This is a genomic window from Streptomyces sp. NPDC048192 (assembly GCF_043202415.1).
Lineage (GTDB): Bacteria > Actinomycetota > Actinomycetes > Streptomycetales > Streptomycetaceae > Streptomyces.
Genome location: NZ_JBIDAL010000002.1, coordinates 154533 through 178036, shown reverse-complemented (window position 1 = coordinate 178036; position 23504 = coordinate 154533). Strand labels below are relative to the sequence as shown.

The window sequence follows — 23504 nt, the reverse complement described above, 5'->3', positions numbered from 1 at the left end:
GCCCGGTGCGGCCGGCTACGGCAGTTCCTGCGCCCGCGCGATCAGCAGGGCGACGTCGTCGTGGTTGTCGGGGTGGTGCAGGGTGCGCAGGAGGAGGTCGCAGGTCTCCTCCAGGGGGCGGGCCGGGTCGTCGAGCAGGGACAGCATGAAGTCGAGGCGTTCGTCGAGGGAGTGGCGGCGCGTCTCCACCAGTCCGTCGGTGTAGAACACCAGCTCGTCGCCGGGGGCGAGGTCGACGGTGACCGTGGAGAACGCGACCCCGCCCACCCCCAGCGGCACCCCGGTGGGCAGGTCGAGCAGTTCCGGCGGCCGGCCCGCGCGCACCCGGGCCGGCGGCAGATGGCCGGCGTTGGCGATCCGGCACTGCCGCAGATGCGGATCGTGCACGGCGTACACGCACGTGGCGATCGAGTGGTCCAGGGCCGACGTCGTCTTGTCCAGGTGCTCCAGCAGCAGCGCCGGGTCCAGGTCCAGCGCGGCCAGCGTGGTGGTCGCCGTGCGCAGCCGGCCCATGGTCGCGGCCGCGCTGAGCCCGCTGCCCATCACGTCGCCGACCACCAGCGCGGTCTTGCCGCCCTCCAGCGGGATGACGTCGAACCAGTCGCCGCCGACCTCGGTGGTGGCACCGGCGGGCTGGTAGCGGGAGGCCACCTCCAGGCCGGTCGTCACCGGCGGACGGCTCGGCAGCAGGCTGCGCTGCAGGGTGAGGGCGGTGTTGCGGGCGTTCTGGTACCAGCGCGCGTTGTCGATCTGCACCGCCGCGCGGGCCGCCAGCTCCCGGGCGAGCAGCACGTCGTCGTCGTCGAACGGCGCCGGATTGCGGGTGCGTTTGAGGTCCAGGGCGCCCAGCACCTCGCCGCGCGCGATCAGCGGCACCGCCAGGTACGAGTGGAGCCCGGCCCGGCCCAGCAGCTCGGCCGCCTCGGGGGAGCGGGCGATGCGCGGCAGGTCCGCGTCCTTCACCTGCGTCACCAGCACCACCTCACCGGAGCGCACGCACTCGGTGACCAGGCGGTCGGGCGCGTACCGGGCGATCCGGCCGGGCAGGTCGGCCGCCCGTACGGCGTCCGAGCCGTCCTGCGGGCGCACCGCGAGGGCCCGGATCACGGCACCCTCCGACGGGCCGAGCGTGCTGCGCCGGCCCTCCACCACCGAGTCCAGCAGATCCACCGCGGCCACGTCGGCGAGTTCCGGCACGGCCACCTCGGCCAGCTCACAGGCCGTGCGGTCCAGGTCGAGGGTCGTACCGATGCGGGCGGAGGCGTCGGCGACGATGGCGAGCCGGCGCCGGGCGGTCTCGGCCTCCACCGAGGCCCGGTGCTGCTCGGTGATGTCGACCACCGTGACCGCCACGCCGAGCACGTTGCCCATGGCGTCCTCGAGCCGGTACAGCGAGTGGGCCCAGATGCGGTCCTCGTCCGGGTTGGCGGGGGTACGGCCGACCGTCGTGTCGTCGATCACGGGCACGCCGGTCTCCAGGACCCGGCGGGCGCCGGCCTCCACCCCGCTGGAATCCAGCATCGGCAGCACCTCGCGCAGCGTCCGCCCGAGGTGCTCGGCGGCGGACACCCCGTTGATCTTCTCCAGGGCCGGGTTGACCGAGACGAACCGCAGCCGGGTGTCCAGGACGGCGTAGCCGATCGGCGATTGCTTCACCATCCGCTCGGACAGCGCCACGTCCTGCTCCAGCCGGCGCACGGTCGACTGGTCGGCCGCGAGCCCGAGGGCGTACACGTCGCCGTGGTCGTCCAGCAGCCGCATGTTGCGGAACTCCACCACGCGGGTGCTGCCGTCCTTGTGCCGGATCGGGAAGCCGCCGGCCCAGCTCTGCCCGGTGCGCATCACATCGGCGAAGAGCCTGCCGACGAGCTCGAAGTGGCGTTCGTGGACCATCAGCCGGGCCGCGTACTGGCCCAGGGCCTCGTCGGCGCCGTAGCCGAACAGCTCCTCGGCCTGCGGGCTCCACAGCACGATACGGCCGGTGGCGTCCAGCACCACCGAGGCCACGCGCAGCACGTCGAGCAGGCCGCCCGGCCGCACCGGTCCGCGCACGGGCTCGCCGCCCTCCGTCACCGGAGCCTCGGCTGCACTCATGCCATGCACCGCCTTCGCCCGTCCGCACGGCACGTCGTCCCCCGTGCCGACTCCCCTTGCTCCACCGTGCTCACACCCGACTCTCCGGCGCCTTCGCCGGTTACCTCCACCATCTCTCACCACAGCGGCGCACGTCCGCCGAAGCCGTCACGCCGGGGGAGCGCTCCTGTCCCGCACATCCTGCACGTCCTGCGGCCGGACGGGGAGAGTTCACGTGCATGTTGCTGCATTGGTCTGTACATGACCATCGCGCCACGCCAGACTGTCCGCCGACCGAGTGCCCCCCACCCCGTCCGAGGAGTCGGCCATGCCCGCGTCCGCCCGGCAACGTTGTCACAGAGCTCTCGCCGGACTCGTCACCCTCGCCACCGCCGCCGTCGTGTCCCTGTCCGCGTCCGGGCCCGCCGCCGCGGCCGACACCTGGACGGAGACCGGCTCCGACCACGCCCGCGCGCTGGACGAGAGCCAGGGCCTGACCTCCGTCGAGGTCCCGGCGGGCAGCCCGAACCGGTACACCGGTATCGGCACCATTCCCATCAGCGTCTCCGGTCGCGGCTGGAATCACGTCGGGGACCCCGACGCCTCGTACAACGGCTACTACATCGAGCCCTACCAGCGGGACTCCGGCAACTCGAAGATGTACCGCGTGCAGGCGCCCGACGGCACCTGGTCGGAGTATGTTCACACGCTCGGCCCCGGCGAGGCCCTGAACAACTCCTGGGACGCGATCTCGCCCGACGGGCAGTGGATGCTGTCGGGCGAATGGGGCACGATGAACCGGCTGCTGGTCTTCCCGACCCCCGGAGTCAACCCCTCCACCTCGCCCTCGGCGGACCTCCCGCAGGCCGCCACGGTCAACCTCGACCACGCCGTCCGCGACGTCCAGGGCTGCGACTTCTCCGGCCCCACCACGCTGCTGTGCTCCTCGGACGATCCGGACGGCAGCCTCTTCGGCATGACCAAGCCGCTGCTCCAGATCGACCTGTCGGCCCCGCCGAACGGCTCCTCGGACGTCACCGGCCATGTCACCGCCCTGCGTCAGCTGCCCCTGCGCAGTGCCTGCTCCGGCGACTTCGAGGCGGAGGGCATCGACTACGACCGCCGTACGGGGACCCTGCGCGTGATCGTGATGTCGCCCGGCTTCTGCGTCCTGACCGACAGCAAGACGTACCGGTTCACCCGCGGCTGAGCCCGCCCGGGGTGTGCCGGCGGGCCGGTGGTGCTTTGCTGAGGATGGAAGCGGCTGGGCGGGGTACCCCGTTCCACCGCGGCGCGGCACGAAAGGAGCGATCAATGGCACACACGGAGGGGTCGCACCCGGAGACCGTCACGGTGGAGATCAGCGGCTCCAAGGAGGACGCCCGCCTCGTCTTCGACGCGCTCAGCCACTGCTTCGCGTCCGACCGGGGCGAGGACGAGATCCCGCAGCAGCTCCACGAGGTCCGGCCGATGGTGTGGCTCGGCACCTACGACGTCGCCGACACCCGGGGGCCGGACTGTCCGCCGGTGCACCTCGACGCACCCGTCCAGGCGGACGTCCAGGGCGGCTACTGGGCCGTGGACCGGTTCCGGCACACCCTGGACTCCATCTTCACCGTCGAGGAGACCTGCACGGCCTCCGGCGACCAGGAACGGGACCTCCACCTGCGGCTGCGCAGCCGCTGACCCTCCCGTTCACCGCGACAGCGCCCCGGCCGGCTCCCCGCCGGCCGGGGCGTACTGCGCCTCGCCGTCGCCGAAGGACCAGTCGACGGACGTGTTCTCGGTGACGGTGACGACCACGTTGCGCTGCGCCGTGCCGGTGCGCTCGTGCACCAGCTCGGCGATCCGCCGGTAGAGAGCGCGCTTCAGCTCCGGGCCGCGCCCGGCGCGCATGGTGATCGCCACGAACACCGCCGAGTCGTCCTTGCGCAGGCCCAGACGGTCGCCGTGGCGCAGACCGCTGGTGACGCCGTCGTGGCCGGTCAGCACCTGGAAGCGGTCCTGGCGTCCTTTCGGGAGCGGGCTGTACCGGGCCCACTGATCGTACATACTAGTAGGTACGGAGTGGTCGGTGTCACCCTCCGGCGATTGTGCAACTAGTTGCACAATGCTGCGCCCGTCCTCTACAACAAGAGGCGACGACACCGCGCACGGAGGGCCCGATGAGCCGTTACCCGCATCTGCTGACCCCGCTCGACCTGGGCTTCACCACACTGCCCAACCGTGTGCTGATGGGCTCCATGCACGTCGGCCTGGAGGAGGCCGAGCGCGGCTTCGAGCGGATGGCGGCGTTCTACGCGGCCCGCGCCCGCGGCGGGGTGGGCCTCATCGTCACCGGCGGTATCGCGCCCAACGACGAGGGGCGGCCGTACGAGGGCGGCGCGAGGCTCACCACCGAGGCGGAGGCCGAGCAGCACAGGACCGTCACCGAGGCCGTGCACCGCGAGGGCGGCCGGATCGCGATGCAGATCCTGCACTTCGGCCGGTACGCCTACCACCAGGACCTGGTCGCGCCCAGCCCGCTGCAGGCGCCGATCAGCCCCTTCGTGCCGCGCGAGATGAGCGACGCGGACGTCGAGCGGACCATCGGCGACTACGCACGCGCCGCCCGCCTCGCCCGGCGGGCCGGCTACGACGGCGTGGAGATCATGGGCTCCGAGGGGTACCTGATCAACGAGTTCATCACCGCGCAGACCAACCACCGCACCGACCGCTGGGGCGGCTCGTACGAGAACCGGATGCGCTTCCCCGTCGAGATCGTCAAGCGGGTCCGCGAGGCCGTCGGCGAGGACTTCATCGTCATCTACCGGCTCTCCATGCTGGACCTGGTCCCGGGCGGCTCCTCGCTGGACGAGGTGATCACCCTCGCCAAGGCCGTCCAGGCCGCCGGCGCCACGATCATCAACACCGGCATCGGCTGGCACGAGGCCCGCATCCCGACCATCGCCACCTCCGTGCCGCGCGGCGCCTACACCTGGGTCACCAAGAAGCTCATGGGCGAGGTGTCCGTGCCGCTGGTGACCACCAACCGCATCAACACCCCCGAACTGGCGGAGGAGTTGCTGGCCGGCGGCTACGCGGACATGGTGTCGATGGCCCGTCCGATGCTCGCCGACCCCGACTTCGTCGCCAAGGCCGTCGCGGGGACGCCCGAGGCCATCAACACCTGCATCGGCTGCAACCAGGCCTGCCTCGACCACACCTTCAGCGGCCAGATCACCTCCTGCCTGGTCAACCCGCGCGCCTGCCACGAGACCGAGCTGGTGCTCGCCCCGACCCGGCTGAAGAAGCGCGTCGCCGTCGTCGGCGCCGGCCCGGCCGGCCTCGCCTGCGCGGTCGGCGCCGCCGAACGCGGCCACGACGTCACCCTCTTCGACGCCGCAAGCGAGATCGGCGGGCAGCTCAACGTCGCCCGCAAGGTCCCCGGCAAGCAGGAGTTCGACGAGACGCTGCGCTACTTCCGCCACCAGCTCGACGCGCACGGCGTCGACGTACGCCTCGGCACCCGCGTCACCGCGGAGACCGTGGAGGGCTACGACGAGGTGGTCGTCGCCACCGGCGTCACCCCGCGCGTCCCGGACATCCCCGGCGTAGACCACCCCCGCGTCGTCGGCTATCTCGACGTGCTGCGCGACCACGCCCCCGTCGGCGAGCGGGTCGCCATCCTCGGCGCCGGCGGCATCGGCTTCGACGTCGCCGAATACCTCACCGACGGCGGCGACAAGGCGAGCGAGGACCCCGCGGCGTACTTCCGCGCCTGGGGCGTCGACATGGACTACCGGGCGCCGGGCGGCCTCGCCGCGCCGCAGCGGCCCGCCCCGCCCCGCCAGGTGCACCTGCTCCAGCGCAAGACCAGCAAGGTCGGCGCCGGCCTCGGCAAGACCACCGGCTGGATCCACCGCACCGAGCTCAAGCACCGCGGCGTCACCATGGTCCCGGGCGTGCGCTACGACCGGATCGACGATGCCGGCCTGCACATCACCGTCGGCGGGGAGAGCACGGTCCTCGAGGTCGACACCGTGGTGCTGTGCACCGGCCAGGAGCCGCGCCGCGACCTGTACGACGAGCTGGCCGCCGCCGGGCGCAGCGTCCATCTGATCGGCGGCGCGGACGTCGCGGCCGAACTGGACGCCAAGCGGGCCGTCAAGCAGGGCACGGAGCTGGCGGCGGCGCTGTAGGGCGCCGCGCGGCGATCCCTAGGATGAGGCCATGTCACTCCCGCACGCGATCCTGACGGCCCTGCTGGAGAAGCCGTCGTCGGGACTGGAACTGACGCGCCGGTTCGACAAGTCGATCGGCTACTTCTGGTCCGCGACGCACCAGCAGATCTACCGGGAGCTGGGCAGGCTGGAGGCCGAGGGCCTCATCCGCACCCTGCCGGCCGAGGCGCCGGCCCGCGGGCAGCGCAAGAGCTACGAGGTCCTGCCCGCGGGCCGCGCCGAACTCGCCCGCTGGACCGCCGCCGCGCAGGACCCCAAGCCGATGCGGGACGCCCTCCTGCTCCGGCTGCGCGCCGCGGCGGTCGTCGGCACGGCCGGCCTGGAGGCGGACCTGCACCGCCATCTGGAGCTGCACCGGCGGCAGTTGGCCGAGTACGAGGAGATCGAGAAGCGGGACTTCCCGCCCGGCCGGGACGCCCCCGAGGACCGGCTGCGCCACCTCGTGCTGCGGGCCGGGATCGAGGTGGAGACCTTCTGGACCCGGTGGCTCGGCCAGGCGCTGGCGGAGTTCGCCGAACTGCCCGGAGACGGCTGAGCCGGGGTGCGCGGCCGGTGACTCAGAGCCGGTACGGCTTGGCGCGCCGGCGCAGGTACCAGCCCGCGGCGACGATCGCGGTGCCCACGGCGGCGGCGCCGACGCCCAGCGTCAGCGGGCCGTAGTGCCGGGCGGCTCCACCCAGACTGCTCAGCACGCCCCGGGCGGGCGCCGGCGAGGCAGTCGCCGCGTTCTTCGGCTTCGCGCCGGAGGAGACGACCACCGCCTGGCTGCCCGCCGCGCTGCCGTCGGAGCAGACCACGACCACGGTGTACGTCCCCGGGCGCACCCCCTTCCACGCCGCGGTCTGACGGACGGCCGTGCCCGCCAGCGGCGCCTGCCGGCCCTGGGCCATGGTGCTCTGCCTGGCGGTGAGGAGGGCCGCCGTGCCCCAGCTGCCGTTGATCTCGGAGCATGCGCTGGTGACCACCGAGACGGTGGATCCGGTGGCGCTGGCGGAGATGCCCGGGGCCGCGGCGGACGGTCCGGCGAGGGCGACCGGGAGCACGGCGGCGGCCGCCAGGGCGGGGCCGGAGCGGAGGAGGAGGCGCGAGGTGTGCATGGGCTGGCCTTTCGGGGGGCGCGGTCGGCGGGACGTCCGCCGCGCCGCCGGGGGCCGGGAGACGTCCGTGCTGCCTGGTCAGCAGCAAACGCGGGCCCCGGCGCGCGCGCACGCGGGAGAGGGCCGGCCGGGTGGCCGTGTCCTCCGCCCGGCGCAGGGGCGTTCGCGCCTGGCCGCCCCTGCGGGGGGCGCTCGGCGTGGGGAAGCGCGGGCGCGTCAGCTGCCTGTCGTCGTGGTGCGTTGCGGGGTCCAGCCGCCCCAGGTGCCGTCGGGAAGCCTGGCCCGCAGCCGTACGGGTGGCGCTCTCCCGCGGCCCGGCCGGCGTAGAAGCTGTAGGCCGCGCGGCCGTGAGGGGGAGTGCCGCCCCAGACCAGCGAGGTCGTCGTGGTGCCGTCCAGCTGGATCTGGTACTCGGTGATGACGCCGTCCGTGCGCGGCGGGTCCCAGGCCAGGTCGATGTAGTACGCCCCGCCGGAGCGGTGGGTGCGCGCGGTGAAGCCGGTGGGCGCGGTGTCCCGGCCGTCGTCGGTGCCCGGCGTGGTGAGGCGGACCGGTGCGCTCGCGGGGGAGAGGTTGTCGGCGGCGTCCCGGGCCCGCACCGTGAAGACGTACGCGGTGCCGGGACGCAGCCCGGTGACCACGGCCGCGGTCTGGTCCCCGCCCACGCTGTGGATCTTCGCCCCGCCCTGCCAGATCTCGTACGACACCACGCCCCGGTCGTCCCGGGACGCACCCCACGACAGCTGGACCTCCCGGGCGCCGAGCACCCGCCCGGCGGGAGCGGCGGGCCGGGCCGGCGCCGAGCGGTCCGCCGCCGTGAGGGCCGGTGTCCGTGCGCGCACCACCCGGCTCGGCGGGCCGAGCCGCCCTTCGGTGTCCCGGGCCCGCACGGTGAAGGAGTACAGGGTGGACGGCCTGAGCCTGGTGACGTCCACCATGTGCTGCGAACCCGGCACGTCCTGAGCCTTCGTGGTGCCGCGATAGACCTCGTAGGCGCGGATACGCGTGCTGTCCGGCACCGCGTTCCACATCACGTGCACGCTGGTGGCGCTGCCCGCCTGCGCGGTGACCCCGGCCGGCGCGCCGGGCGCCCGCCCTTCGTCGCCTTCGCCGGCCTGGCCCCAGCCGCAGGCCGCGACCAGCAGCAGGACCCCGAGGGCCGGCACGAGCGGCCAGGGAACGCGTCGCACGGCTCTGCCTCCTGGGGGACGGCGGCATCGGCACCTCACGCAAAGGTCCGGACCAATATGGCGGGGCCGGTGCGGCGAGGGCAAGAGGGCGGCCGTGCGCAGCCCCGCTGGTTCCTGTGGGTGACGCCTGGGCTCCAGGCAGGTGACCGACGGCGGTCCAGGTGAGTGACCGCTGCGGGGCCCGCGTTGGTGACCGGGCCGGAGGGTTACGTATGCTGAGGCTCCCTGGGGCTGAACTCCCCGCGAGGGCAGGGAAGTTCATGCCTGTGGCGCGGACACGCTGTCGTCGCCGATCCCGCGCCGACGCGGGCGGCCGGGGGATCCGGACCGGTCCCGGCCCGGATCCCCGGCCCCTGCCGTCGCCGTCACCGCCGTCTGCGGGCGATGTCCCTCACGGGTGGTCAGAAGGTGCTCCATCCGGCCCCCTCGAGGTGCGGCCGGGGCGTTCACGGGTGCGAACCCGCACCAAAGTGTGCTCGACGTCCGGGCGCGAAGCGGCCGGACGTCCGCCCCGTCCCCGACGAGAGGGTCCCTCATCGTGCTTGTCCCGTTGCTGACGCCGGCCATGATCGGCGCCTCGCTGCTCGCCCCGGCCACGCTGCCCGACCCGGCCGTGGCCGTTCTGTCGCGGACGCATCCCGCGGCCCACAGCGAGGGCGCCGTGGCAGCCGGCGACCTGCTGGCCCGGCTGGGCGAGTGCCACCGGATCTCGCACGGCCGGTACCGCACCGACGCGGCTGGCCCGGCGACCGTGCCCGTCTGCGACACCAGGGGCGCCGTCTTCTGGCAGGCCGACCTGGACGTCGACTGCGACGGACGGCCCACCGCCCGCTGCAACCGGCGCACCGACCCGCAGTTCGCCGCCACGACCGCCTATCAGCAGTCCGACGGCCGCCAGCTGAACGCCGCCGCCCTGCCCTACATCGTCGTCCCGGCCCCGAGCCGCATCTGGAACCCCGGCGCGCACGGTGTGCGGGGCGGTTCCGTCGCCGCCGTGATCTACCAGGACCGGGTGCAGTACGCCGTGGTCGGCGACACCGGCCCGCGCGACATCATCGGCGAGGCGTCCTACGCCACCGCCCGGGGCCTCGGCATCGGGGCCGACCCGCGCGCCGGCGGGACACCCTCCGGCGTCACCTACGTCGTCTTCAAGAACTCCCGGGTGGCGCGCATCCAGGACCACGCGGCCGCGGTGGCCGCGGGAACGCGGCTGGCCAGGCTGTTCGTCGCGAACAGATGACCGGCCGGCCCCACGGCCGCCGCACACCTCGCGGCGGCCGCACACTCGCGGCGGCCTCACACCTTGCGGTAGCCGTAGGCCTCCTTCGCCGCGGCCTCCACCGCGTCGAGATCGGCGCCCGCGGCGGCCGTGACCACCGCCGCCACGGCGCCCTCGACGAACGGGGCGTCCACCAGCCGGGTCCCGTCCGGCAGTTCGTCGCCCTCGGCGATCAGCGCCTTCACGGTGAGCACGGCGCTGCCGAGGTCGGTGAGCACCGCCACCCCGGCCCCCCGGTCGACCGAGGCCGCCGCGGCGGAGACCAGCTCGGCACTGGTGCCGAGCCCGCCGCCCTCGGTGCCGCCCGCCGGGGCCACCGGCACGGCGGGCGCCCCGCCCGCCAGGCCCTTGGCCAGTTCGGCGACCGAGGCGGCCACCTCCGCGCTGTGCGACACCAGCACGATCCCCACCACCTTCTCGTCGCTCACCGGCCGCCCTCCGCCGCCTCTTCGAGCGCGGCGACGAGCAGCGCCGAGGAGGTCGCGCCCGGATCCTGGTGCCCGATGCTGCGCTCGCCGAGGTAACTGGCCCGGCCCTTGCGTGCCTGCAGCGGAGTGGTGGCCACCGCACCCTCCTCGGCGGCGGCCCGTGCGGCCGCGAAGCCGTCGCCGAGCGCGTCCACGGCCGGCAGCAGGGCGTCGATCATGGTCTTGTCGCCGGGGGCGGCGCCGCCGAGCGCCATCACCCCGTCCACGCCGGCGCGCAGCGCCTCGGCCAGCTGCTCCTCGCCGACCTCGGCGGCATCGCCCAGCGCCTTGCCGGTCCGGCGCAGCAGGGTGCCGTACAGCGGACCGGACGCGCCGCCCACCGTGGAGATGAGCTGCCGCCCGGCCAGGACCAGGACCGCGCCGGGGGTGTCCGGCGCCTCCTTCTCCAGGGCGGTCTGCACGGCCGTGAAGCCGCGCTGCAGATTGCTGCCGTGGTCGGCGTCGCCGATGGCCGAGTCGAGGTCGGTGAGCCGGTCCGCCTCGCGGTTCACGGACGCGGCGGTCGCCGCCATCCAACGGCGGAAGAAGTCGGCGTCGAGCACTGGATCTCCTTGCGGGGTAGGGAAGTTGAGCGCCGTGCTGCGGGATGTGGTCGCCTCGTCGGCCGTATCACATCCCCCACCGCAGCGCGGGCGTGCGCACCGGCGCGTCCCACAGGCGCAGCAGTTCCTCGTCGGCCTGGCAGAGCGTCACCGAGGCGCCCGCCATGTCCAGGGAGGTGACGTAGTTGCCGACGAGCGTGCGGGCCACCGCGACCCCGCGCTCGCGCAGCACCCGCTGCACCTCGGCGTTGAAGCCGTACAGCTCCAGCAGCGGGGTGGCGCCCATGCCGTTGACCAGCACGAGGACGGGGCTGCGCGGCGGCATGTCCTCCAGGATCGCGTTCACCGCGAAGTCGGCGATCTCCCCGGAGGTCATCATCGGCCGCCGCTCCCGGCCCGGCTCGCCGTGGATGCCGATGCCCAACTCCAGTTCGCCGTCCGGGAGATCGAAGGTGGTGGAGCCCTTCGCCGGCGTCGTACAGGCACTGAGCGCGACACCGAAGCTCCGGGAGTTGGCGTTCACCTGACGCCCGATCGACTCCACGCGCTCCAGGGGCTGCCCCTCGGCCGCGGCGGCACCGGCGATCTTCTCCACGAACAGGGTGGCGCCGGTACCGCGCCGGCCGGCCGTGTACAGGCTGTCGGTGACCGCCACGTCGTCGTCGACGAGCACCTTGGCCACCTGGATGCCCTCGTCCTCGGCCAGTTCGGCCGCCATGTCGAAGTTGAGCACGTCGCCGGTGTAGTTCTTCACGACGAACAGCACGCCCGCGCCGCTGTCCACGGCCGCCGCGGCGCGCACCATCTGGTCCGGCACCGGTGAGGTGAAGACCTCTCCGGGGCAGGCGGCCGACAGCATGCCGGGGCCGACGAACCCGCCGTGCAGCGGCTCGTGCCCCGACCCGCCACCGGAGACCAGCGCGACCTGCCCCGCCACCGGAGCGTCCCGGCGGACGATCACCCGGTGCTCCACGTCCACGGTCAGATCCGGATACGCCGCCGCCATCCCGCGCAGCGCGTCGGCCACGACGGTCTCCGGCACGTTGATCAGCATCCTCATGGGGTTCTCCTCGCGAGTCGGCACTTGGCCCACGACTTGCGTCTTCGCAGGTCGACGATGGGGCGAGGGGCAGGCCGCCCGTCCCGTCTATGGGCAGTATCGACCTTGTGGCAGCGAAGGTCACCTGTGACGGTGTGCCGTTGTCGCCCGCAGCCGGCGAAACTCCCCGGCCCGGAACGGGCGAAGGGCCCCGGACCGATCCCGGTCCGGGGCCTTCGGCACTCCCACACCAGACGGCTATCGACCGCAATCGGAGCCGATGTCGGTGATCTGAGCACCCGGACTGCCCTCGCCGTTCAGCAGGTTTCCGCCCAGACCGTTGGCGATGCCCACCTCACCGAGGATGTCGATGTTGAAGTCATGCGACCGGCATCCGCCGCCGTGCCCCCCGCTGGGGGCCGCGGCGGAGGCAGGTCCGACGCCCATAAGACTGACACCACCGATGACGGCGGCCGCGACGGCCGCCTTGCCAAGCTTGCGCATGTATTCTCCTTCAGCCGGTGAGCGCACCACGGGAAGATCCACCAGCGCTCATTTCGGAGGCTAGATCGACATGCCCGGGCACGCTCATCGGGGCGGCCATCCGGGCTCGAGGCCCGACCGTGGGTGTGCGCCGCTTACTCCTCCTGCCAGGTCACGGTGACCGGCGTGCGGACGCTGTGCGGGGGCAGGGTGACCGTGAGCGTCCCGGTGGCGCTGTTCCAGCGGTAGTCGGACGCGGCCAGCCGGACGCCGGAGGCGGTGACCTCGGCGGGGGCGTGGGACATCCCCAGCAGGGTGAGGGTCCACCGGCGGCTGCTCACCTGGCCGGGGAAGGAGCCCCGCGCCGGGCCGATCGACACGGTGTGCCGCGCGCCGCTGCGGCCGTACCGGACGGTCGTCGTGGCGCTGTGCCCCTTCCGCGCGGTGGTCCCGTCGTCCTCGTACAGGCGGTACGACCCCGGCGCGCCGGTGGCGACGGTCAGGGTGATGTCGGTCGGCTTCGCCTTGTCGTCGCTGGGGACGTCGTGGGTGCGGGTCGGCACGATGCCGCCGGCCTTCACGAACACGGGCATGGTGTCCAGGCCGGTGGTGACGTCCTGGGTGGTGCCGCCGTCGTAGGTCCTGCCGGTGAAGTAGTCGGTCCACCGGCCGGGCGGGAACCACACCGAGGTGGTCGCGGTCGTCCCCGGCGTCGTGACCGGCGCGACCAGGACGTCCGGGCCGTAGAAGTACTCGCTGCCCGCGCTGGCGTACGCCTGGGCCTGCTCCGGGTACTCCAGGTAGGTGGGGCGGACGATCGGCACGCCGGTGCGGTTCGCCTCCTCGGCCAGCGAGTAGGTGTACGGCACCAGGTTCTCGCGGAGGTTGAGGAACCGGTCGGCGGACCTGCGCGCCTCGGCGCCGTACTGCCAGGGCAGCCGGTCGCTGTGGTTGCTGTGCAGGCGGTCGATCGGCTGGAAGGCGCCGAACTGCACCCAGCGGGCGTACATGTCGTCGGGCAGCTTGTGCGTGGTGCGGGTCTGCCCGCCGTCGGTGTAGGTCTCCGAACCGGTCAGTCCTGTCGTGTCGTTGTGGCCGCCGATGTCATGGGTGATGGCGGCCATGCCGGTCGCGGCCGACTCGCCCGGGGTGTAGCCGACCTCCAGTTTCAGGGCTCCCCAGGTGGAGGAGGTGTCTCCGGTGAAGTGCACGGTGGTGCGCTTGTCCGCCCAGGGGCCGGTCGGCAGCGCCTGCTGGCCGCTGTAGCCGCCGGCCTGCAGGGAGCCGTAGGCGCGCGAGAGGACGAAGCCGCGGCCGAGGGTCCTGCCGGTGAGCGCGGCGTACTGCTGGTTGATCCAGGCGTCCGGCGTCACGCCCGGCAGGGAGGACTGCGAGGAGTCGCAGCACCAGTCGAGCCACCAGAAGTCGTTGCCCTGCTCGTCCATGGTGCGGTGCAGGTCCAGATAGGCCTTGAGCTGGTCGGGGTCGCCGAAGTCGAAGGTGTAGCAGTTGTTCTCCACCGAGGCGCCCCCGGCGCAACCCCCCTTCGTCAGCTTGCCCTTGGCCGTGGCCTGCGCCTGGGCGAACTGGGGGTCGGAGGCGAGGATGCTGGGGTGCACGTTGAGCGTGTTGTGCAGGCCCTGCGCGGCCGACCAGTCGAAGAACCCCTTCGGATCGGGGAACCTGGCCGGGTCCATCTCCCAGCCGCTCCAGTTGTTCACGGCCTTGAAGTCCGTGTCGGTCACCAGCACGTCCAGCGGGACGCCTTCGGACCGGAAGGCGGGCAGGATGGTGTTCTCGTAGTCGGCCGCGGTGCGGTCGATGTACTCCGAGTACCACACGCCGTACGCCCAGGAGGGCAGCAGCGCGGGCGGACCGGTCAGGGTGGCGAGGTCGGTGAGGCCCTGCTTGTAGTCGTGGCCGAAACCGAAGAGGTAGCCGTCCTGGTACGGCTCGCCGCCGTGCGAGGGACGTGGTGCCACCTTCTGCGTCGCGGTGTCGTACAGCGCCGACGGGGTGTCGTCCAGCAGGTACCAGCCGTCCCTGTGGAGCAGGCCGGGGGTGGTCGCGGGGGCGGCACCGTTGCCGGACACCCCGTCCAGGCCGCGGCGGTAGCCGCCGAGCGCGAGGTGCGGCTGCGGGGCCGCGGCGCCGGCGGGCGTCACGGAGACGGTGTCCAGGTTGACGTGGCAGCTCGCCGGGTCTGGGCAGCCCAGGGTGATGTCGTCCTCGCCCGCCTTCAGGGCGACCGGCACGGAGGCGGTCTGCCAGTCGTCCCAGTCCTTCGTCGCGGGCAGCGTCAGTGTGCCGGTGGCGGTGCCCGCGGCCACCGAGGCGGTGCGGGTCTGGTGCAGGCCGTCGCCGCCGGTGCCGTTGGCGTAGCGCACCCGCAGGGTGTAGGTGCCGTCGGCGGGCACCCCGACCAGATGGGTGGTCAGGCCCGCTCCCTGGTTCAGCTCGGCCACGAAGCCGACGCCCGCGTAGCCCTGGTGGTCGGTGGCACTGGTGGCGGTGCCGGCGATCCGGCCGGCCTCCGCCTCGCAGCTCACGCCGAGCAGGCAGTCGGTGATCGCCGTGCGGGACACCGGCGGGTACGGCTCGCCGGGGCGTATCAGGGCGACGCTGTCGACGTTGACGTTCCCGCTGTCCGCGGCGGTGCGGGTCAGCGCGATCGTGTGGTGGCCCGCGCCGAGCGCGAGACTCGCGGTGGCGAGCTTCCAGGTGTCCCAGTTCCCGGTGGTGGGCAGCGTCACCGTCTGCCGCGCGCCGCCGTCGACCGACAGGGTCAGTGTCCGGGTCTCGTCCTTGCCGTCGCCCCCGAGGGAATTGGCGTACCGCAGGGCGAAGTCGTAGGTCCCCGCGTCCTTGACATCGATGTCGGCGGACGCCGAACTGCCCGTCGCCGTGAATCCCGCGGCGAAGCCGGTGCCGGTGTGGCCGGTGTGGTCGGAGGCCACGGACACGCCGTCGAGCCGGAGGTTCTCCGCCTCGCACAGATCGCCCGGCCCGCAGGTCAGCCGCTGCCAGGGGGCGGCGGTCACCGGGGTGTCGCCCGCCTTCAGGCGCACCGAGAGGTTCCGGGCGTCGAACGGGCCGGAGCCGACCCGGTAGCGCAGGGTCAGCGCGCTCGTGGTGATGGTCAGCCAGCCGTCGGAGGTCTCGGCGTTGTAGGAGGCCGGGGCGAAGCCGTCGCGGCCGATCGCGTTGAACGTGGGATCGTCGGTGAAGCGGTGGTCGCCCGCGTATTCGGTGCGGATCAGCGTCGGCGAGAGAACCTCGAAGCGGGCGCCGCCGGAGGTCACGGTCGGGATGCGGTGGCCCTGCCGGGCCTCGCCGGCCGCGGCGGGACCGGTGCCCGCCAGCGTCATGGCGGCGGCCACGGCCAGCGCCGCGGCCGCGCCCACCTGACGCCGCGGCGTTCTGCGCCGTCGTCTCCTCGGTACGACTGTCATGTCAACTCCGTTCCTTCCTCGGTCGGTTGACGGGCTGCTGCTGAACCGCCCAGCAGCCGACGGGCTCAGGCCGTCAGGTGCGGAAAGCGGAACTCGGTGCGGCTGCGGTACTCCTGGCCCGGGCGCAGGACCGTGCTCGGGTACTCCGGCCGGTTCGGCGAGTCGGGGAAGTGCTGGGTCTCCAGACACACGGCGCCATGGCGCTCGTACGGTGCGGCGCCGGATCCCGGAAGCGATCCGTCCAGGGTGTTGCCGGTGTAGACCTGGATGCCCGGCTCGGTGGTCCACACCTCCATCCGCCGGCCGCTGCCGGGGTCGGCCAGACAGGCGGCGCGGCGCAACGCGCCCGGGCGTGCGGCGGGGGCGAGCACCCAGCAGTGGTCGTACCCTCCGGCGTCGCTCAGCTGCGGGTCCTTTTCGGTGATCCGGTCCCCGATCGGGCGGGCGGTACGGAAGTCGAAGGCGGTGCCCGCGGTGGGCGCGGGCGGGCCGAGCGGGATCGCCTCGGCGGTCACCGGCAGGTACGCGTCCGAGTCCAGCCGGAGGGTGTGGCCGAGCACGTCGCCGCGGCCGGCGCCGGCGAGGTTGAAGTAGGAGTGGTTGGTGAGGTTCACCACGGTCGCGCGGTCGGTGCGGGCCCGGTACGCGACGGCGAGGGTGCCGCGGCGGTCCAGGCTGTAGGTGACCTCGACGTCCAGGGCGCCGGGAAAGCCCATGTCGCCGTCGGGGCTGCGCAGTCGCAGGCTCAGGGTGGCCGGCCCGGCGCCGTCGCCGGCCGGGCCGCCCTGCCAGACCCGCCGGTGGAAGCCGTCGGGGCCGCCGTGCAGCGCGTGGCCGCGGTCGGTGACGGGCACCCGATGGGGCCGTCCGTCGAGGGTGAACGCACCGCCGGCGATGCGGTTGGCGTACCGGCCGACGAGCGCGCCGAGGTACGGATGGGCGGCGCCGTAGGCGGCCATGCCGGGCAGGCCGAGCACGACGTCGCCGACGTCTCCGGACGGCGCCGGCACCCGCAGGCGGGCCAGGGTGCCTCCGTAGGTGAGCACGTCGGCGCTGACGCCGCTGGGGGAGTGAAGCCGCCAGCGGTGCACCGCCGTGCCGTCGGGCGCGGTGCCGTACGGTGAGCCGGTCAGGGTGCAGCGGGGTGTCGGCATCCTCGTCCTCGGTCGTCGGAGGTGTACGGCGGCGCGCGGGCGGTGTCCGGTCAGGCCCTGCGGACCGCGGTGGACTCGCGCACGATCAGCCGGTAGCCGGGCTGGATCAGGCGGGGCGCCGGCGGCGTCTCCGTTCCCCGGGCGGCGATGCGCTCCACCAGACAGTCGACGGCGAGGCGGGCGAGTCCGGCCTTGTCGGGCGCGACGGTGCTCAGCGACACCGCGCCGTAGCGGCCCTCCTCGATGTCGTCGAAGCCGACGACCGCGATGTCGTCGGGCACCCGCAGGCCGCGTTCGACCAGGGTGCGCATGGCGCCGAGCGCGATCAGGTCGTTGTAGGCGAAGACGGCGTCGGGACGCTCGTCCCGGTCGAGCAGGAAGGCCATCGCGGCTGCGCCGTCCGCCCGGTCGTAGCCCTCGGTGGCCACCACCAGGGACTCGTCGGGGACCAGACCGGCCGCGGTGATGGCCTCCCGCCAGCCGCGCAGGCGCAGGTGCGCGGGCTGGCGGGCGCTCTCGCGGCGGGCGCCGAGGAAGGCCACCCGGCGCCGGCCGAGGTCGAGCAGATGACGCACCGCGATCCGCGCCGCGCCCACATTGTCGATCATGATGTGGTCGTGCGGGCCCTCGTACTCGCGCTCGCCCAGCAGCACCATGGGCGGACCCTCGGGCCGGTCCAGCAGGTCCGTGTGCTCGAGCTGGATCGGGCTGAGGATCAGGCCGTCGATGACGTGCGAGCGGAACCCCTGCGAGACCAGCAGCTCCCGCTCCCGCAGCCCGGCGGTGTGGTCGAGCAGCACCGTGAGGTCGTGCCGGGCGGCGGCGTCGATGACCGCCCCGGCCACTTCCGCGAAGTAGGGGTTGCCCAGTTCCGGAATGGCCAGGGTGATCAGGCCGGTGCGGCCCTTGCGGAGATGACGTGCCGTCAGGTTCGGCCGGTAGCCCAGCTCGTCGATGGCGCGCTGGACCCGCTCACGGGTGCGGGGGGTCACGTGCGGGTAGTCGTTGACGACGTTCGAGACGGTCTTCACCGACACGCCGGCGCGCAGCGCGACATCCTTCAGGCTGACGCCCACGGCGATCCTTTCTCGAAGAGCGGAGGGGTGGTTGCGGCCGTACGCCCGGCGGCCGTGCCCGGGCCGGAAGCGGCGGCGCGTGCTCATTCCAGCTGCTGGGTGCGGCTGAGCAGGGCCTGCATCAGGACTACCACAGCCAGGAAGGCGCCGTTGACCGTGTCGGTGAAGGCGGAGCCGTACTGGGAGAAGTAGTGGTCGATGAGGTTGTGGATGACCGCGAGCAGCAGCACGCCGCTGACGGTGCCGCCGACCGAGCCGCTGCCTCCGGTGAGCAGGGTGCCCCCGATGACGACCGAGGCGATGGCGGTCAGTTCGTAGCCGACGCCGATCGTGGTCACGCCGGAGCCCAGGCGCGCGCCGCCGAGTGCGCCGGCCGTCGCGGCCAGGGTGCCCGAGAGCACGTAGACCAGCACCTTGGCGCGGGCCACCGGCAGCCCCAGCAGCAGTGCCGCGTTCTCGTTGCCGCCGATCGCGGTGAGGGCGGCGCCGAAGCCGGTCCGGGTCAGCAGCAGCGCGCCCAGGGCGAAGAACACGGCCACGATCAGCACCGGGGTCCAGGTGCCCGCGCCGAGGGAGCGGAAGGCGGAGTGCTGCGGCACCAGATAGGTGGTCGCGCCCTCGTCGGTGACGGCCTGCATCAGGCCGCGCAGCCCGAGCAGCCCGACCAGGCTGACGATGAACGGCGCCATGCGGGCCCGGGCGACGAGCAGTCCCTGCACGGCACCCCAGGCGGCGCCGACGGCCAGGGGCAGCAGGATCGCGAGCCATGTGCCGTGGGTGGAGCCGTAGGCCCCGAGCACTCCGCCGAGCGCGTACATGGAGCCGACGGACAGGTCGATGCCGCCCGTGATGATGACGAAGGTCATGCCGAGGGCCAGCAGCCACACGAACGCGTTGTTGCCCAGGATGCTGCTGACGTTGGACCAGGTCGGGAAGGTGGAGGAGGTCGCGGATGCGATGACGCCCACCAGCACCAGCACGGCCAGGGCGCCGCGCCGCTGGATCTGCGGGGCGATCCGCTCGCCGAGGGTGAGGCGCGGTGCGTCCGCTTCGGCGCCCGCGGTGACCGGGACGGTGGAGGTCATCGGGTACCACGCTCCTGGGAGGCGTACACGGCGCAGCAGATGATGGCCGCCTCGACGATCTGGGTGTACGACGTGTGCACGTTGTGCTGGGTGAGCACCGCGGTGATCAGCTGCATGAACAGCGCTCCCGCGACGGTCCCGAGCACCCGCACCCGGCCTCCCGACAGCGGGGTGCCGCCGACGACCACCGCGGTGATGGCGTTGAGCTCCATGTTCAGGCCCTGGTTGGCCGGATCGGCCTCGGCGCCGTGGCCGACGACGAGCACACCGGCCAGCGCCGCCAGCACTCCCGAGACCACGTACACGGTGATCAGCACGCGCCGTACGGGCAGCCCGGACAGCCACGCGGCCTGCCGGTTGTCGCCGACGGCCACCAGCTGTCTGCCGAAGGTCGTGCGGCGCACCAGCAGACCGGTGAGCAGCGCGCACACCGCGGCGAGCCACGCCATCTCGGGCAGCCCGCCGATGACGCGCGAGCCGAGGCCGAGGACGCCGGACTGGGTCACGGGCTTGGCGGAGTTGCCGTTGATGATCTCGGCCAGGCCCCGCACGCCGATCATCAGCGACAGGGTGGCCACGATGGGCTGGATACGGGCGAAGGCGACCATCGCGCCGCCGACCGCGCCCGAGGTCGCGCCGATCAGGAGGGCGACGAGGAGGACCCCGCCGAGTCCGTACCCGGCGTACAGCGGCACAACGGAGGCGGCCAGCGCGATGACGGCGCCGACCGACAGGTCGATGCCCTCGGTGCCGATGACCAGGGCCATGCCGAGCGCGACGAGCAGAGTGGGCGCGAGCTGGAAGAGCTGGACGCGAAGGTTGCTCATCTCGACGAACGACGTGTCCAGGCCGACGGCCACGACGAACAGCACGATCAGGGCGGCGTAGACGCCGTACTCCTGCAACAGGCGCAACAGCCGGGCCCGGTCGGCCACCGGGCCGCTCCACACGAGCGACGTCATCGCTGGTTCTCCTCGACCGGTGCCGGCTCGGCCGCCAGGGGCCCGCCGGTTTCCTTCCCGCCGGCGCGTGCCCGGGCGGCTTCCTGCGACGCGGAGGCGAGCGTGCCGAGCAGGCCCTCCTCGGTGACCTCCCCCTCGGCCAGGTGCCCGACGACGCGGCCGTCCTTGAGGACCACCACGCGGTCGGAGCCCTCGATCAGCTCCTCCAGGTCGGAGGAGATCAGCAGCACGCCGAGGCCGTCGCCGGCGAGTTCGTCGATCAGCGCCTGCACCTCGGTCTTGGCGCCGACGTCGATGCCCCGGGTCGGCTCGTCGAGCAGCAGCACCTTCGGGTTCAGGCACAGCCAGCGGGCGAGCAGCACCTTCTGCTGGTTGCCGCCGGACAGGTCGCCGACCTTCTGCTCGGGACCGGAGGCCTTGATCCGCAGCCGCTTCATGAAGAACGAGACGATCTCGTCCTGCTTGGCCTGCGAGACCAGGCCCGCGCGCGACAGGCGCGGCAGCGCGGCGAGCGAGATGTTCTCGCGCACCGACAGGTTGGGGATGATGCCCTCGAGCTTGCGGTCCTCGGGGAGCATCACCACGCCGTGGCGGATCGCGGCGGCGGGGCTGCGCCGGTGCAGCGGCCGCCCCTCGACCTCCACGGTGCCGCCCTCGGTGGCGAGCGCGCCGACGATCGCCTTGGCGGTCTCACTGCGGCCGGCCCCGAGCAGCCCGCCCAGGCCGACGACCTCACCGGGACGGATGTCCACCGAGACGCCGTGCAGCCGGTGACGCACCGACAGATCCCTTGCCCGCAGGGCGGGTTGTCCCTCCCGACGGTCGTGGCGCTCGGTGTCGAAGGCGGTGCTGCCCTTGTCCCGGACGGCGGACATCTCCCTGCCGAGCATCAGGGAGACCAGCCGGAGCCGTTCGAGTCCGGCCATCGCACCGGTGTGCACGACCGCGCCGTCCCGCATCACGGTGACGCGGTCGCAGATCGCGTACAGCTCGTCGAGCCGGTGGCTGACGTAGACCACCGCGATGCCCTGCTCCTTCAGGCCGCGGATGACCGAGAAGAGCATGTCGACCTCGCGCGGCTCCAGGGAGGAGGTCGGCTCGTCCATGATCACCACGCGGGCGTCGATCTGCACCGCGCGGGCCAGGGCCACCATCTGCTGGGCGCCCAGGCCCAGGGTGCGCAGCGGGCGGGTGACGTCGACGTGCACGCCGTAGCGGCCGAGCAGCCCCGTCGCCTCGCGGTTCATCCGGGCGACGTCCACGAGCCCGAAGCGGCGTGGCTCGCGGCCGAGGTACAGGTTGCGCGCGACCGACATCAGGGGGACGAGGTTGACCTCCTGGTAGATGGTGGAGATCCCGGCCGCCTGGGCCTCCAGCGGGTTGCGGAAGGCGCGGGGGCGGCCCGCCAGCCGCACGGTGCCCGAGTCCGGCCGGTGGACGCCGGTCATCACCTTGATCAGAGTGGACTTGCCCGCGCCGTTCTCGCCGATGAGCGCGTGCACCTCGGCGGGCCGCAACGCGAAGTCCACGCCGCGCAGCGCGTGCACGCCGGCGAAGCTCTTGTTCACCCCGGCGACTTCCAGGACGAAGTCGCCCCGGGGATCGGGGTCCTGCTGGACCACGTCTGCCTCCTCATGCGGAACCGCCGGACGCGAGGGCGCTGTTCGGCAGCCGGTGCGGCGGTCCGGTGGCCGTGGACGTGTGCCGTTCACGGCCACCGGACCTGGTGGCTCGGTCAGTACACCAGGCCCTGGGAGAGGGCCTGCTTGGCGTTGGCGGACGTGAAGTGACCGTCCTTGATGATCACCTTGGGCTGTACGCCGTTGGTGCCGTAGAAGTCCTGCAGCGACTGGAAGGCGAGCGGGCCGAACCGCGGGTTGGTCTCGATGTCGGCGACGGCCTGGCCGGCGGCGACGTTCTGCACCATCTGCGAGATGCCGTCGATGGTGACGATCCTGACGTCCTTGCCGGGGGTCTTCCCGGCGGACTTGATCGCCTGGATGGCGCCGAGGGCCATCTCGTCGTTCTCCGCGTAGACCGCGTCGATGCCGGGGTGCGCCTGGAGCAGCTGTTCCATCACCTTCTGTCCGTCGGTCTGGGCGAAGTTGCCGGTCTGCGAGGCCACGATCCTCATCTTCGGGTACTTGGCCTTGACCCGGTCCTCGAAGCCCTTGGTCCGGTCGGTGGTGACGTTGTTACCGGGGCTGCCGGTGAGGATCGCCACCTGCGCGCTGCCGCCGGTGGCGCCCGCCAGGTCGTCGGCGGCCGTCTGGGCCTGGCCGTAGAAGTCCGAGCCGATGAAGGCGATGAAGTCCGTGCAGGCGGTGCCGGTGACCGTGCGGTCGATGGTGAGCACCGGGATCTTCTTCGCCTTGGCCTTGGCCAGCGCGGGGCCGAGGCCGTCGGAGTTCTCCGGGGCCACGATCAGGGCCTTGGCGCCCTGCGCGATCATGTCCTCGATCTGCGAGTTCTGGGTGTTGACGTCGGCGTTGGCGTTCCGCTCGATCAGTTTGACGCCGAGCTTCCTGGCCTGCGCCTCGATGCTCTTTGTCTCGGTGGCCCTGAAGGGGTTGCTGGTGGACTCCGACTGCGAGAAGCCGACCACGGTCTTGCCGTCGGTGATGTCGAGCTTCGGTACACCGCCTGCGTATCTCTGGTACGTGCACGCAGGGCCACCGGCGGAAGCGCTGGGGGAGGCGAGCTGCTGGGCGGCCGCGGTGTTGTCGCCGCTGCTCGCGCCGGCGCCGGAAGAGGGAGAGTCGTCACCGGAGTTGGTGCAGGCGGTCGCGGCCAGGCACAGGCCGGCGGTCAGTACCGCGGCGGACACGGCCTTGGCCCGGAGGAAGGAGTACATGCGCCGATCACATCCTCGTCGAAACGGTCGGAGCGTGCGGGAAGTTCTGAGGAAGCCAGAGCGGGAGAACGGGCCGGGCGGGCTTGTGGGGCGACCTGGCCTGACACATCCATACAACGATGTAGAGGCACAGTGGAGGACGGCCGTCGCACCTGTCAATACGTCAGTTCACGTTCACAACAATCGCCTTGGGCGTGGACCACGTGAACGCCGCTGTCGCGGGTAAAGACCGGCTCCCGGGACCGTCTTCAGGCGGTCATCAGAAGCCCTTGCAATCCTCAAATTCCCAGCTGACAGGGATAGTTGTGTACGGCCGCTGCGTGGGACCCGCGGCCGGTGATCCGGTCCGCGCAGAAGGGTGGACACGGCAACGAGGCTGTGCTGTCATCGTGCTGCTCGCTTTTCTATCGTTGTAGTGGCGACCCTTCCGCGGCCTTCACGCTCTGCCCCGTGCCCGATGCCGGGGCCGTCGCGTCGTCCCCTCACGGCTCCCTCCGGCGGACCGAG

At 72.8% G+C, this 23504-nt stretch carries 19 protein-coding genes and 1 pseudogene; 5 read left to right on the top strand and 15 right to left on the bottom strand.

Features of this window, described 5'->3' with window-relative positions:
* Positions 1 to 15 precede the first annotated feature (15 nt).
* Positions 16 to 2094 (bottom strand): SpoIIE family protein phosphatase, encoded by a 2079-nt coding sequence (locus ACGFZN_RS03620; protein WP_393856821.1) that lies wholly within the window; start codon positions 2092 to 2094, stop codon positions 16 to 18.
* A 307-nt stretch (positions 2095 to 2401) separates the two neighbouring features.
* Between ACGFZN_RS03620 and ACGFZN_RS03615 the strand changes: the two genes are divergently transcribed.
* Both ACGFZN_RS03615 and ACGFZN_RS03610 read left to right on the top strand, forming a co-directional pair.
* Positions 2402 to 3283 carry a hypothetical protein gene (locus tag ACGFZN_RS03615; RefSeq protein ID WP_393856820.1) on the top strand — a complete coding sequence of 294 codons (882 nt, stop codon included), beginning with the start codon at positions 2402 to 2404 and terminating at the stop codon, positions 3281 to 3283.
* A 104-nt stretch (positions 3284 to 3387) separates the two neighbouring features.
* On the top strand, positions 3388 to 3759 hold the full coding sequence (locus ACGFZN_RS03610; protein WP_393856819.1) for a hypothetical protein: 372 nt from the start codon (positions 3388 to 3390) through the stop codon (positions 3757 to 3759).
* A 9-nt stretch (positions 3760 to 3768) separates the two neighbouring features.
* Here the strand turns inward: ACGFZN_RS03610 and ACGFZN_RS03605 are convergent, their stop codons facing one another.
* Entirely contained in the window at positions 3769 to 4125 is a 357-nt protein-coding gene (locus ACGFZN_RS03605; protein WP_393856818.1) for a tautomerase family protein, read from the bottom strand.
* 113 nt (positions 4126 to 4238) lie between these two features.
* Between ACGFZN_RS03605 and ACGFZN_RS03600 the strand changes: the two genes are divergently transcribed.
* Complete coding sequence (locus tag ACGFZN_RS03600; RefSeq protein ID WP_393856817.1) at positions 4239 to 6254, top strand: FAD-dependent oxidoreductase; 2016 nt, start codon at positions 4239 to 4241, stop codon at positions 6252 to 6254.
* A 31-nt stretch (positions 6255 to 6285) separates the two neighbouring features.
* Positions 6286 to 6831, top strand: coding sequence for a PadR family transcriptional regulator (locus ACGFZN_RS03595; protein WP_393856816.1), 546 nt, complete (start codon positions 6286 to 6288; stop codon positions 6829 to 6831).
* Between the two features lie 22 nt (positions 6832 to 6853).
* Here ACGFZN_RS03595 and ACGFZN_RS03590 read toward each other — a convergent pair whose 3' ends face one another.
* Positions 6854 to 7393: a hypothetical protein gene (locus ACGFZN_RS03590; RefSeq protein ID WP_393856815.1), complete on the bottom strand. Its 540-nt coding sequence runs from the start codon at positions 7391 to 7393 to the stop codon at positions 6854 to 6856.
* Positions 7394 to 7609: 216 nt separating this feature from the next.
* Positions 7610 to 8583: pseudogene (locus tag ACGFZN_RS03585) on the bottom strand (fibronectin type III domain-containing protein).
* Between the two features lie 538 nt (positions 8584 to 9121).
* On the opposite strand from ACGFZN_RS03585, the gene ACGFZN_RS03580 reads away from it, so the two are divergent.
* Positions 9122 to 9823 carry a glycoside hydrolase family 75 protein gene (locus tag ACGFZN_RS03580; RefSeq protein WP_393856814.1) on the top strand — a complete coding sequence of 234 codons (702 nt, stop codon included), beginning with the start codon at positions 9122 to 9124 and terminating at the stop codon, positions 9821 to 9823.
* A gap of 56 nt (positions 9824 to 9879) precedes the next feature.
* Here ACGFZN_RS03580 and ACGFZN_RS03575 read toward each other — a convergent pair whose 3' ends face one another.
* From ACGFZN_RS03575 to ACGFZN_RS03525, 11 genes are all read right to left on the bottom strand, one after another.
* Positions 9880 to 10290 (bottom strand): PTS fructose transporter subunit IIA, encoded by a 411-nt coding sequence (locus ACGFZN_RS03575; protein ID WP_330341642.1) that lies wholly within the window; start codon positions 10288 to 10290, stop codon positions 9880 to 9882.
* Positions 10287 to 10892 carry a dihydroxyacetone kinase subunit DhaL gene (gene dhaL / locus ACGFZN_RS03570; RefSeq protein ID WP_393856813.1) on the bottom strand — a complete coding sequence of 202 codons (606 nt, stop codon included), beginning with the start codon at positions 10890 to 10892 and terminating at the stop codon, positions 10287 to 10289. Before dhaL ends, ACGFZN_RS03575 begins: the two co-directional genes overlap by 4 nt.
* A 67-nt stretch (positions 10893 to 10959) precedes the next feature.
* Positions 10960 to 11952: a dihydroxyacetone kinase subunit DhaK gene (gene dhaK, locus ACGFZN_RS03565; RefSeq protein ID WP_393856812.1), complete on the bottom strand. Its 993-nt coding sequence runs from the start codon at positions 11950 to 11952 to the stop codon at positions 10960 to 10962.
* A 237-nt stretch (positions 11953 to 12189) separates the two neighbouring features.
* Complete coding sequence (locus tag ACGFZN_RS03560) at positions 12190 to 12435, bottom strand: hypothetical protein (protein ID WP_393856811.1); 246 nt, start codon at positions 12433 to 12435, stop codon at positions 12190 to 12192.
* Positions 12436 to 12569: 134 nt separating this feature from the next.
* Positions 12570 to 15782: a TIM-barrel domain-containing protein gene (locus tag ACGFZN_RS03555; protein ID WP_393857179.1), complete on the bottom strand. Its 3213-nt coding sequence runs from the start codon at positions 15780 to 15782 to the stop codon at positions 12570 to 12572.
* Between the two features lie 149 nt (positions 15783 to 15931).
* Entirely contained in the window at positions 15932 to 17020 is a 1089-nt protein-coding gene (locus tag ACGFZN_RS03550; RefSeq protein WP_393856810.1) for an aldose epimerase family protein, read from the bottom strand.
* Between the two features lie 50 nt (positions 17021 to 17070).
* Positions 17071 to 18096 carry a LacI family DNA-binding transcriptional regulator gene (locus ACGFZN_RS03545; RefSeq protein ID WP_393857178.1) on the bottom strand — a complete coding sequence of 342 codons (1026 nt, stop codon included), beginning with the start codon at positions 18094 to 18096 and terminating at the stop codon, positions 17071 to 17073.
* Positions 18097 to 18179: 83 nt separating this feature from the next.
* Positions 18180 to 19181, bottom strand: a complete 1002-nt coding sequence (locus tag ACGFZN_RS03540) for an ABC transporter permease (protein ID WP_393856809.1) — start codon at positions 19179 to 19181, stop codon at positions 18180 to 18182.
* On the bottom strand, positions 19178 to 20143 hold the full coding sequence (locus ACGFZN_RS03535) for an ABC transporter permease (protein ID WP_393856808.1): 966 nt from the start codon (positions 20141 to 20143) through the stop codon (positions 19178 to 19180). Before ACGFZN_RS03535 ends, ACGFZN_RS03540 begins: the two co-directional genes overlap by 4 nt.
* Positions 20140 to 21765, bottom strand: coding sequence for a sugar ABC transporter ATP-binding protein (locus tag ACGFZN_RS03530; RefSeq protein ID WP_393856807.1), 1626 nt, complete (start codon positions 21763 to 21765; stop codon positions 20140 to 20142). The genes ACGFZN_RS03535 and ACGFZN_RS03530 overlap by 4 nt, the downstream gene beginning before the upstream one ends.
* 113 nt (positions 21766 to 21878) lie before the next feature.
* A complete protein-coding gene (locus ACGFZN_RS03525) occupies positions 21879 to 22997 on the bottom strand; it encodes an ABC transporter substrate-binding protein (protein ID WP_393856806.1) in 1119 nt (372 codons plus the stop codon).
* Between the last annotated feature and the right edge of the window lie 507 nt (positions 22998 to 23504).